Below are 10,573 nucleotides of genomic sequence, written 5' to 3' on the forward strand. Positions count from 1 at the left end.
TTTCTGCGATCGTCACCTGATGCCCCTGTGCCTGTAGTCGGATGGCAGCCGATAGTCCACCAAAGCCACTTCCAATTACAACAATCTTCATGAACTGCTCTCAAGTCCTGTCAGATTTATTAAATCAGAAGACACATACATTAGACAGCCCAAACTCACTGTTGTAGTATTGCGATTAACTTGGCGATAACTTCGTTTGTCTTTTCTGCGGTTCGTTTGCCTGCTTTATAAGCAATGAGCTGTTCATTTGCAGTAAATACTCGGTTCGATTTGGCGTAACTGGTTTTACTGAGACTTCCAATTTCAAAATCTTTATTTTCAATTAGTGTTCTATAGTTGTCAGTTGCTGCTTGGCTGGTAATCAAACATTGAAAATTGCTTATCGGCTAACAATTTCAGTACTTTCGCCTTCTTTAATTACCTTTGCCAAAGCAATTTATTCCATTGCTTCAATAATCAGCTCAGTAAATATTTTTTTTGTTTTTGTAAATCTCAACGAGCGCTACTTTAAGTATTGTTTTCAGTTGTTCGGCGTTCAAAGTAACTTCAGACATTGCCCTTAGTTAGATTAGGTTATGGCTGTGCTACCGTACTTGATATCAGATTTCTAATTGCCCGAAGCTGTAAAACTAAGCGCAACATCCAAACAGGAGCGCCTGGATGTGCATCAATTATCTTGCTCAACTCAACCTTGCCTTTATGATATGCCTTCAGCGCAGGAAATTTGGTGTCTGGTATTTTGGGCAAGGTCGTGAGTGTTTGAGTGCACATTTTACACGGGTCTGCAACACGCTGAGGATCTGGCTGACTATTTGATTTGAGGATTTCTCTGCATTCTGTTTTAAGTCTAGCTAACACCTCACAAGCTTGACTATGCCTCTGTGCCGCCTGTTTCCAATCTACGTACTTGAACGATGAGCTTTCAATGAATGGAGGCAAAGTCTTGACTAATATATTTTATTAAGGTTCTGCGCGAGAGGAGCGATCGCATAGCGTCGGCTTCGTGGAATCGGCGACAATAGAAGTCGCAACGCAAACTGCCGCTACTGTCTCTAGAACCTGGAATGGACACCATCAAGTACCTCCTGTCGGAAGACCAAATGCCCACTGCCTGGTATAACATTCAGGCGGATTTGTCCACGCCTCTACCCCCCGTTCTCCATCCCGGCACCGGGCAACCGATCGCTCCCGATGACCTGGCTCCCCTCTTTCCCATGAGCCTGATTGAACAGGAAGTCAGCCAAGAGCGTTGGATTGAGATTCCTGACGAGGTTCAGTCCATCTACCGTCAATGGCGACCAACACCGCTTTATCGGGCACGCCGACTAGAGAAAGCCCTTGATACTCCTGCCAAGATTTACTACAAATACGAAGGCGTTAGCCCTGCTGGAAGCCACAAACCAAATACAGCCGTTGCCCAGGCGTACTATAACAAGCAAGCAGGCGTAAAGCGACTGACCACGGAAACCGGAGCCGGACAGTGGGGTTCCTCACTCGCGTTTGCCGGGGCACTGTTCGGGCTGGAAGTGTTGGTCTATATGGTGAAAGTCAGCTACAACCAAAAGCCGTACCGTCGAGCGTTGATGGAAACGTATGGAGCCAGAGTCGTTGCCAGTCCCAGTGAAGAAACCCAGGCAGGGCGCTCAGTTCGACGCGCGTATCCCAACAGCACAGGTAGCTTGGGCATCGCTATCAGTGAAGCGGTAGAAGTTGCCGCCGGGGATGAGGGAAGCAAGTACGCTTTGGGCAGTGTCCTCAACCATGTTTTGCTGCACCAGACGGTGATTGGACTCGAAGCCTTGGCACAGCTAGAAATGGCAGGAGATTATCCAGATATTGTCGTTGGTTGTACAGGTGGGGGCAGCAACTTGGCCGGAATCGCCTTTCCGTTTCTGGGCGCAAAGCTACGCGGTGAGCGAGAGGTTGAGATTATTGCCGTGGAACCCGCCGCCTGTCCAACTCTAACTCGTGGCAAGTACGCCTATGATTTTGGCGATACAGCACATCTGACTCCACTAGTCAAGATGCATACCTTGGGAAGCACGTTTGTACCGGAAGGCATTCATGCCGGTGGCTTACGTTATCACGGGATGGCTGCGCTGGTTAGTCATGTGGTTAACCTGGGACTGGCACAAACCCGCTCTGAATATCAGTTGGGGTGTTTCGCTGCGGGATTGACCTTTGCTCGTGTCGAAGGTATCCTTCCGGCTCCCGAAGCCAACCATGCCGTTAAGGCAGCAATCGACGAGGCATTGAAATGCAAAGAGTCGGGAGAGAGCAAAGTAATTTTGTTTAACCTTTGCGGTCATGGGCACTTTGATATGCAAGCGTACATGGACTATCAGGCAGGGAAACTAGTAGATACTGAGTACAGTGCAGAGGAAGTAGCGATGGCTCTGGCAGGATTACCTGTTGTCGGTTAGAGCGAATGAAAGCTGATTTTGTACCTCCCTCAGTTGTTGATATTCAAGACAAAGATGCGATCGCCCTCCTGCAACAACTTGAACGTCAGGTGGTTCAGGTTCCCTTCGAGCAAGGCACAACTGCAATCGCAACTGCCTACGTTCGTCATTCTCCCGATCAATCAGCTTCCCAACATAACGCTGCTCCAATTCTGTTGCTCCACGGATTTGATAGTTCCCTACTGGAGTTCCGGCGTTTGCTCCCCTTATTAACAACCTGGCACGAGATTTGGGCAGTGGATTTGTTTGGCTCTGGATTTACGGAGTATGTTCCCACCATTACCGTCAATCCTCAAAACATCGGGCAGCACCTCCTTAGCGTTGTAGAAACCTGGATTAGTCAACCTGTAATGCTGGTTGGGGCATCGTTAGGGGGTGCAGTGGCGATCGACTTTGCCTTAAATTATCCCAACTGGGTGCAATCTCTCGTCTTGATTGACAGTGTTGGCTTCTCTGGGAGTTTTCCGGTTGGGCAATTTCTGCCGCATCCCCTGATTGAACTGGGGGCGAATTGGCTACACTTCCGCAAACAGGCTGCCCTTACTGCCGCTTTAGCTTTCCCAATGATTGACTCAACTCTGATCGATGCACTTCGCTGTTCTCTGCTGCACCAGGAGATGCCTGGATGGAAAGCGGCGATCGCGTCCTTTACCCAAAGTGGAGGTTACTCTAATTTGGGCGAGCGCATTGCTCAGGTAAACCATCCCACTCTGATTTTGTGGGGAGAAGCCGATGGTGTATTGGGAACTGACGATGCAACCAAGTTTGAACAGTCAATTTCAGGCAGTCACCTCATTTGGATTCGAGAAGCTGGTCATGTGCCCCACTTCGAGCGACCTCAATCTGTTGCAGCGCAAATGTCAGCATATGCGCGACGCATCGGAAATTGATCACCTATTTGTTGGTGTTATGCTCAGTGTCCCTCTCCAACTGCCTGACGCAGATATCGTGTTCTACCCGTCTCTGCTGGATGAGCAGGAAAGCAATCACTTGCTCTCAGAACTGACTGAAACGATCAACTGGCGACAGGACTGGATTACGATTTACGGGCGCTCAATGCCTCAACCCAGACTGACAGCTTGGTATGGCGATCCTAGTAAATCCTATACTTACTCTGGTATCACGATGCACCCCTCTCCCTGGACACGCATACTACTTGACCTCAAGACAAAGGCTGAAGACGTTTCTGGTGTAGTGTTCAACAGTGTGCTGCTCAATCTCTACCGAGATGGCAACGACAGTATGGGGTGGCACAGTGATGATGAACCTGAGCTGGGGCAAAATCCAGTCATTGGTTCTCTGAGTTTGGGCGGAACACGGCGGTTCAGGCTCCGACACCGAGCCGAGAAAGCTTTGAAGCATCAATTAGAGTTAACTTCTGGTAGTTTCCTACTGATGCAAGGGACAACGCAGCACTACTGGCAGCATCAAATTCCTAAAACTAAACGTCTGATTCCGCCCCGGATTAATTTGACTTTTCGAGTCATTGACTGAGTAACGAGCCTGAGCATCACGGATTCACTGCCATAGGTTGATGCTTTCTTTCAGTTGTTGTGGGGAACGCAATGAGCTTGTAGTTTTGCTGACAGGGGAAGGGGCGATCAATTAACCAGTGTTCGACTTGTTGGGCTGACAACTTGGAAATTTGGCTACCCCTTGTCTCAAACTCTCCATGCATACAGATATGTCCCTGATGATCTCGCAAAATCGATTTTGCCGTGTCGAGCGCAAACTTACCTTGATGAAGCTGACAAAGCGATAGCGAAGCGCTGCTGCGTTAGCGGAGCGGCTCTGAAAGAGCTAGCGCAGATCGCACCCGTCCTTCCCTAGAGTAGGGTGACACGGAATCCTCTACCCCAGCTTCGGAAAACATTTGAGCAAAGTCAAAGTCTGCATCACTGGTGCAAAGTCTTTTAGCGATCGCATCCGCAATGACATCGGGATGATGCAAATCACCTTTGCCACGAATACTCAAATTGTTGGAGAGCGATCGCGTTCCCTCCGTAATTCTTTGAGCCACCCAATATTTTCCAGCCGTTTCCAGTACCCAGGCTTCTTGACAATCCGCAATTAAAAAAGAGTTGTGGTAGGTGAAGGAAAGATGTTCAGCGCAATTTCCGCCCTGTCCATACTGTTGCAACAGGCTAATGATGACTTGCAATGCCGCCAAAGCCGTTTCACCTCGCTCTAACCCTAGCCGGACTAAATCCATTCCTAGTAATCCAGTTGCCTGACACGGCTGAGTTGTCCAGAGGGCTTCATTTCCAATTACCACCCCGCAATCATTGGCACCCATCTCGGCTCCCCACATCCACCGAGGTTTTGAGAGAATCACCGCAATTGTGTGTTCAACCTGTGGAATTTCAAGATAAGTGCATTGAATTCGCTGTCCCTTGGAGTAAGTTTGAGCCGCAAATGTGACAACATCTTGAATTTCACCCACAGGACGGTCACTATTCTTGCCGAAAATCACTGAGCCATCGACAGTCGCATCCGGCAGGGCAACAAAGGTATCGCACATCGAGACTCTCCTCTATTCCATCAGGTTCTACCTCTCGACAGTAGCCTACCTCAATATTGAGAGACACAAATAGAAGTGTCCCTTTCACGATTTCGCTTGTGGAAAGCATTACACTGATTGCTTCCAATATTGCGGCAGCGCTCCTCATGCTTCTGGGGGGAGCCGCGTTGCTTTTTCCCAAGTAGTTGCAGAGGCGTTACTCGGTACCCTGTTTCTCTTGAGTTGGGGTTGGAGTGCTTGAGGAGAGGATTACTTCTGGTCGGAAGTTGTCGTGCGCGTAGTATAAGCAGCAACGCGGTCAACGAACCCCGGCGCAATCAACTTTGCCCAAGGTATCACTTTACCTTTCAACGTCATCAGGTGTTCCCGTTTGCGTTGTTCCATCGCCCAGATAATTTGACGCACACATTCGTCTACCGACATATTACCCTTACTTTCATCACGAGGACTCTGACCGAGTGGTTGCCCATCCGCTCCTAGAGCACGTTGCCGGATGTCGGTTGCAACAAACCCCGGTGAGACAACCAACACATCCACTCCAGTTCCCCGTAACTCAATACGGAGGGTATCGAAGAAACCTTGCATCGCGTGCTTACTGGCAACGTAACCTGTGCGAGTGGGTACGGCTGTTTTGCCAGACAGTGAAGAGATAGCCACCAAAAGTCCTCGACTGGCTTTGAGATAGGGTAGGGCGTAGTGGGTGCAGTAGACGGCACCGAGGTAGTTAACCTGCATGACCTGCTCAAAAATGGAGAGATCTGTAATCTCATCAAAGCGGCTCAGCATTGAAATTCCGGCGTTATTAATCAAAATATCAATCTGCCCAAAGGCGGTGAGTGCCTTCTCTATCAACTGCTGACAGGCTTCTGGTTGAGTCACATCAGTGGGAATTGCAATCGCACTTCCTGGCTGATTGGTGCAGGCAGCAACTGTTTCTTCTAATGCCGCTTGATTACGGGCGGCTAATACTAAATTCGCGCCTTGCTGAACCAAGGAGAATGCCAGCGCTTGTCCAATTCCGGCAGACGCACCTGTAAGAATAATCGTTTTGTTCGTAAAACTCATGGTTTACGTCCTAAAATCGTGCGATGTCGAGGGTCACTGGCAACTGTTGCCATGTGTTCAAAGCCAACAGACTGCATGGCAGCTTCAACGTTGAAAGTGTAGTAATCATCTGTCCAGGGTTCCGTACTCTTCATTAACGTGAACAGCACAGGCGGCAGATTCTGAATCACAGACGATTGGGGATTGTTGTCTACGATTGCCAGATGACCACCCGGACGTAATAACCGCATGGCTTCCCTAAAAATTGTGGTTGTTGCCTGACGGGGTAACTCATGAATCACAAACTGAAGCGTGATCAAATCAAAGGAGCAATCCGGTAACCCAGTCTCTTCGGCATTGGCATGAATCCATTGAGCAATCTCACCTTTGGCATCTCGATGCTGAGCAACACTCAGCATATAGGGCGATAAGTCTAAGCCGACGGTACGAACCGAACTATCCAGCTTGCTTTGATAGAAGCGATGCAATGCCAATGTCGAGATGCCAACCGAGCAACCGATGTCGAGAATCTCTTGCACGGGTTGCGTGATGTGTTGGGCAAGCACTTGATGGAAACTGCTGCGAAGCCGTTGCTGTGCGGCTTGCCAGGTTAAAGGTTCATCTTTCCAAACTCGTAGTGCCATTGCCTGAGTTGCAGATTCTGCCTCAAAGGCTGCTTCCCAGCACAAGTTCCCTTTTTCATAAGCGTGGAAGGGCACTTGATAATAATTAGGATAGTGGACTGCGGCATTCATAACCTGGGGAGCCTGCTGCTGAATACCCGATGCTGCCAACTCTTCATAGTGTTTGCGCCAGGGAATGCCATTCTTCTGGGCCGTTTTAATCAGCACCTGGCGCGCCTGCTGCTTCATCACAGCGTAGATAGGCTTGGTCTGAATCAGGAGATTGACACAACGAGAGAGAAAATCATCCCCTGCCCAAGCCGGTTTGCTTTGGAAACTCATGGCACCACAACACAGTCGGAACGCTCCCTATTGTAAAAGGTTGTAGAGTTCACATTAGGATTTTGTTCCTCTCATGCTTCTCTGAATTTTTACGAAACTGCATTCTTTCTAAAGTGCAGTTTTACATTTAGATATTGTATAAAATATGTATGTTTTCAGTTTTGCATATTTGTAAAATGTTAGTTTTTCAATGTACACTTACTGAATATCTGCCTAATCTGACTTTGTCACTTCTTCAAACTAATGCAGACAGTCAGCTCCATATCCTTGGCTGGAGGTCAGGGGAAGACGACAATGGTTTTGTTCGTGGCTCGTCTGTTAGCCGCGAAGGGACATACGGTTTTGGCGATCGATGCCGACCCTCAGAGCAGCCTGACAACTTTCCTTGGTTTCACAGTAGAACCCGACAGTCCTACCCTGCTTGAAGTCCTTAAAAAGCAGGTCGATACTAAGGATGGAATTTACGAGACGAGGTACGACAATCTGTTTTTAATTCCCTCTGATGACGCTCTAGACACGGTGCAAGATTATCTGGCAGGTAGCGGCACGGGTGCTTTGACACTGGGGCGACGGCTCAAAAGTATTGCCAAACTCTTTAACTATTGCCTGATCGATGCACCGCCACAGCGATCGCAAATTTCCCTGACAGTAATTGGTGCGTCTGATGGGTTGATGATTCCGGTTGAAGCTTCGGTAAAAGGCTTACAGTCATTGATTCGCACCCTGGAGTTGATTAACGAACTCAACGAAGAGGATGAAACGTTTGGGGGGAGGGTGTTGGGTGTAGTTCCGTTTCGCGATCGCTGGGTAGGCTTGCGTCGTACAACAGAAAGTGAGAGCAACATCGAGTCGATGAAGCAAATAACTACGGACTTGTTTGGGGAGAACTTGGTGCTGCCCTCGATTCGGGAGTCGGAGAAGTTCAAGCAAGCGATTAACCGAGGATTAACGCTGCACGAAATGGGTCAAGGGGATTTGGCTTATCCAATTGAGGTTCTAGTAGACAAGATTTATTCGTTGGACGGTAAGCATGACAAATCCTGACATTCGTTCGATGATTACATCCAAGTCGCGCCCCAAAGTAACTCGCCGCGATACCTCACTCTCGCTCAAGCGCTCTAAGGAGGTGGAGGAGGAAGCTGCTGACAAAAGTGAAATTAGTGATGCAGACGACTCTGCCTCAACTAATGCTGAGCCTCAAGAATTACAGCGATTACAGGCGGAGATAGACAATCTGCCACAGGTTGGGAAGCGGTTGGCAGTTCATTTAGAGCAAGGAATCAGAGCTGATTTACTGCGAGTGTGTGAGTCACAGGAGATTACGCCAGAAACGTTTATTGAAGCAGCAATAGCCTTGTTGCAGTCCAAAGCGGACTTGAAAGAAGAAGTAGTAGCGGATGCCAAGGTGCGGTTGCGTGAGCGCAAACGAGCTGGGTTGGTCAAAAGGACAATGGCATTGGTTCAAAAGTACAGCAGTTAAGCCTTGGAGCGAGACGAGTTTGAGCAATACCAAGAATGATTGTCTCTAAAATGGCTTGCCAAAAAACTACCTTGACAACAGCTCAGCCCGTACAAAAGCGATCGCACTCTCCCAATTAACAGTCTGATGCAGCAGGGAGCGGTTGAATAGCTCTTTTACAGTACGGATTTCTTCTTCGTGGAGATTCTTCGCCAAATGCGCCGCATAAGAGGGTCTATTTGTTGCAGAAGTAGTAGCGAACCAACGCTCAATTAAGGCGGGTGTAATATGCATTTGGGTAAACGATCGCTCCTCATTCACTTCAACCACCAACCCCACCGACTCCAAGGCAACCCGTAGCTCATCCGTATCCCAGTTGACCATTGGGTCTAACTTATCGCTGTAAATCGCCTCTTCCGCTGCCACTAATCGCTGGTACAAGTCAGCATTCAGCTTCGATGAGTCGAGTAAACGATAAAGCCGTTGCGTGTGGCGTGGCACCGTCTCGGCTAGTACCAAGACTCCAGTCTGTTGCAGCAATTGAGCCAACAGTTTAGCTGCGGCTCGTTTATCCGGTTCATGGATAAGCGCATTGCGCCCGATAATGCAGTCAAACCGAATATCGGGGACTTGGGTGGCTAAAACCTCTGGTAACTGGGTTAAGGTAGAACTCAACACAAAAGGGCGCTTGAGTTCGGGAAGTCCCGCCACCTGTTCTTGTAGAGCAACAGCTTCAGCTGATGTGCGAGTACAGGCATAAACTCCACCTTCCGGTACCCGACGCAAAGCTTCAAAGGTGAGTAAACCGCTGCCTGCATTCAAGTCCAAAACAACATAATGACGCTGAAGTTGAGCTAGGGTGAAAAGGCGATCGCGCACTGCTTCCAATTGCTCACCCACCTGACTCAATGTACGTTGCAACCAACGGTCAACTGTGCGGTCAGTTGGCCCTGTCGTTAGCACTTCAACGGGTGAGACAAAAACACCCTCTGCTACCGCTTCAAGTTGCGCTTCCCTTAGACGTGCTACCTGTGTCTTAATTTCCCCTTCAAACCCCTGCGTTGAAGGCTGATAAAACACTTGTCCCTGCAAACTACTAGGCAAATACTGTTGAGCGACCCAATGGTCGCGGTAGGCATGAGGATAAAGATAACCGGCTCCATGCCCCAACCCTTTCTTGTCCCGGTTGGCATCCTTGAGGTGATTGGGTACCTCCGCCTCCCGTTCCTTCTCAACCACGGCTAGGGCATCGAAAAAGCCCATGACGCTGTTAGATTTGGGTGTATTGGCGAGATAGAGCGTAGCTTGAGCCAAGTGATAGCGTCCTTCCGGCATCCCCACCCACTCAAACGCACTAGCACAGCCATTAACCACCACGACAGCATTCGGGTCAGCCAGTCCCACATCTTCACTCGCTAAAATTAACATTCGCCGGAAAATGAAGCGGGGGTCTTCTCCGGCATAAACCATTTTGGCTAGCCAGTATAAAGCAGCATCGGGGTCAGAACCCCGCAAGCTTTTGATAAAGGCACTAATCGTATCGAAGTGGGCATCCCCCTCTTTGTCATAGAGTACAGCCCTCTGCTGAATCGATTCCTCAGCAACAGCCAATGTAACGTGAATCGTCCCAGTTTCGTCGGGGGGTGTGGTTTCGACTGCCAGTTCCAGGGCATTGAGTAAGGAACGGGCATCACCGTTGGCGACATTGACCAAATGTGCGATCGCATCCGGCTCTACTACTACAGATAGCTGACCATAACCGCGTTCTGGGTCAGTTAGTGCCTGTTCCAAGACACGCGGTAAGTCAGCTTCATTGAGAGGCTTAAGCTGAAAGATGCGCGATCGGCTCACCAAGGCTTTGTTAACTTCAAAGTAAGGATTTTCTGTGGTTGCGCCAATCAGGATGACTGTCCCGTTCTCCACCCAAGGGAGCATTGCATCTTGTTGGGATTTATTGAAGCGGTGAACCTCGTCAACAAACAGGATTGTGCGCTGATTGTGTTCCTTTTGGCGTTTTTGAGCGGTTGCGATCGCATCCCGAATTTCTTTTACTCCAGAGAGAACGGCATTAACGGGACTTAAACGAAAATAGAGAGTGAATAAAGATATAATTCATGCAGGG

General features: G+C 49.0%; 13 protein-coding genes. 5 read left to right on the forward strand and 8 right to left on the reverse strand.

Translation table 11 applies throughout. The annotated features are described in order from the left end of the window. From AC5JL3_RS24635 to AC5JL3_RS24645, 3 genes are all read right to left on the reverse strand, one after another. Positions 1-91, reverse strand: a 91-nt coding sequence (locus tag AC5JL3_RS24635) for an FAD-binding protein (RefSeq protein WP_496074453.1), incomplete at its 3' end; no start/stop codon positions are given. 64 nt (positions 92-155) lie between these two features. Further along, positions 156-365, reverse strand: a complete 210-nt coding sequence (locus AC5JL3_RS24640) for a hypothetical protein (RefSeq protein WP_496076985.1) — start codon at positions 363-365, stop codon at positions 156-158. A gap of 557 nt (positions 366-922) precedes the next feature. Beyond that, positions 923-1,075 (reverse strand): hypothetical protein, encoded by a 153-nt coding sequence (locus tag AC5JL3_RS24645; RefSeq protein ID WP_496076986.1) that lies wholly within the window; start codon positions 1,073-1,075, stop codon positions 923-925. Here AC5JL3_RS24645 and AC5JL3_RS24650 point away from each other — a divergent pair. Genes AC5JL3_RS24650 through AC5JL3_RS24660 form a run of 3 tightly spaced genes read left to right on the forward strand, consistent with a single transcriptional unit; the run spans position 1,065 to position 3,956 of the window. Continuing rightward, positions 1,065-2,423, forward strand: a complete 1,359-nt coding sequence (locus tag AC5JL3_RS24650; RefSeq protein ID WP_496076987.1) for a TrpB-like pyridoxal phosphate-dependent enzyme — start codon at positions 1,065-1,067, stop codon at positions 2,421-2,423. The two genes, AC5JL3_RS24645 and AC5JL3_RS24650, sit on opposite strands and share 11 nt — an antisense overlap. Positions 2,424-2,428: 5 nt before the next feature. Further along, positions 2,429-3,352 carry an alpha/beta fold hydrolase gene (locus AC5JL3_RS24655; RefSeq protein WP_496076988.1) on the forward strand — a complete coding sequence of 308 codons (924 nt, stop codon included), beginning with the start codon at positions 2,429-2,431 and terminating at the stop codon, positions 3,350-3,352. Further along, positions 3,330-3,956 (forward strand): alpha-ketoglutarate-dependent dioxygenase AlkB family protein, encoded by a 627-nt coding sequence (locus AC5JL3_RS24660; protein ID WP_496076989.1) that lies wholly within the window; start codon positions 3,330-3,332, stop codon positions 3,954-3,956. The genes AC5JL3_RS24655 and AC5JL3_RS24660 overlap by 23 nt, the downstream gene beginning before the upstream one ends. Before the next feature lie 16 nt (positions 3,957-3,972). On the opposite strand, the gene AC5JL3_RS24665 is transcribed toward AC5JL3_RS24660, so the two are convergent. The 4 genes from AC5JL3_RS24665 to AC5JL3_RS24680 all read right to left on the reverse strand — a co-directional run bounded on the left by AC5JL3_RS24665 (position 3,973) and on the right by AC5JL3_RS24680 (position 6,992). After that, complete coding sequence (locus AC5JL3_RS24665) at positions 3,973-4,140, reverse strand: hypothetical protein (protein ID WP_496076990.1); 168 nt, start codon at positions 4,138-4,140, stop codon at positions 3,973-3,975. Between the two features lie 99 nt (positions 4,141-4,239). Further along, the gene (locus AC5JL3_RS24670; protein WP_496076991.1) at positions 4,240-4,983 is read right to left on the reverse strand and encodes a C69 family dipeptidase; all 744 of its coding nucleotides are present in this window, start codon (positions 4,981-4,983) and stop codon (positions 4,240-4,242) included. 249 nt (positions 4,984-5,232) lie between these two features. Continuing rightward, entirely contained in the window at positions 5,233-6,048 is an 816-nt protein-coding gene (locus AC5JL3_RS24675; protein WP_496076992.1) for an SDR family oxidoreductase, read from the reverse strand. Continuing rightward, positions 6,045-6,992 carry a class I SAM-dependent methyltransferase gene (locus AC5JL3_RS24680; protein WP_496076993.1) on the reverse strand — a complete coding sequence of 316 codons (948 nt, stop codon included), beginning with the start codon at positions 6,990-6,992 and terminating at the stop codon, positions 6,045-6,047. The genes AC5JL3_RS24675 and AC5JL3_RS24680 overlap by 4 nt, the downstream gene beginning before the upstream one ends. A gap of 243 nt (positions 6,993-7,235) precedes the next feature. On the opposite strand from AC5JL3_RS24680, the gene AC5JL3_RS24685 reads away from it, so the two are divergent. Both AC5JL3_RS24685 and AC5JL3_RS24690 read left to right on the forward strand, forming a co-directional pair. Continuing rightward, positions 7,236-8,036: a ParA family protein gene (locus AC5JL3_RS24685; RefSeq protein WP_496076994.1), complete on the forward strand. Its 801-nt coding sequence runs from the start codon at positions 7,236-7,238 to the stop codon at positions 8,034-8,036. Continuing rightward, positions 8,023-8,472, forward strand: a complete 450-nt coding sequence (locus tag AC5JL3_RS24690; protein WP_496076995.1) for a carboxysome distribution maintenance protein McdB — start codon at positions 8,023-8,025, stop codon at positions 8,470-8,472. The genes AC5JL3_RS24685 and AC5JL3_RS24690 overlap by 14 nt, the downstream gene beginning before the upstream one ends. Before the next feature lie 66 nt (positions 8,473-8,538). Here the strand turns inward: AC5JL3_RS24690 and AC5JL3_RS24695 are convergent, their stop codons facing one another. Further along, the gene (locus AC5JL3_RS24695) at positions 8,539-10,563 is read right to left on the reverse strand and encodes an AAA family ATPase (RefSeq protein ID WP_496076996.1); all 2,025 of its coding nucleotides are present in this window, start codon (positions 10,561-10,563) and stop codon (positions 8,539-8,541) included. Between the last annotated feature and the right edge of the window lie 10 nt (positions 10,564-10,573).

Source organism: Symplocastrum torsivum (assembly GCF_059505465.1).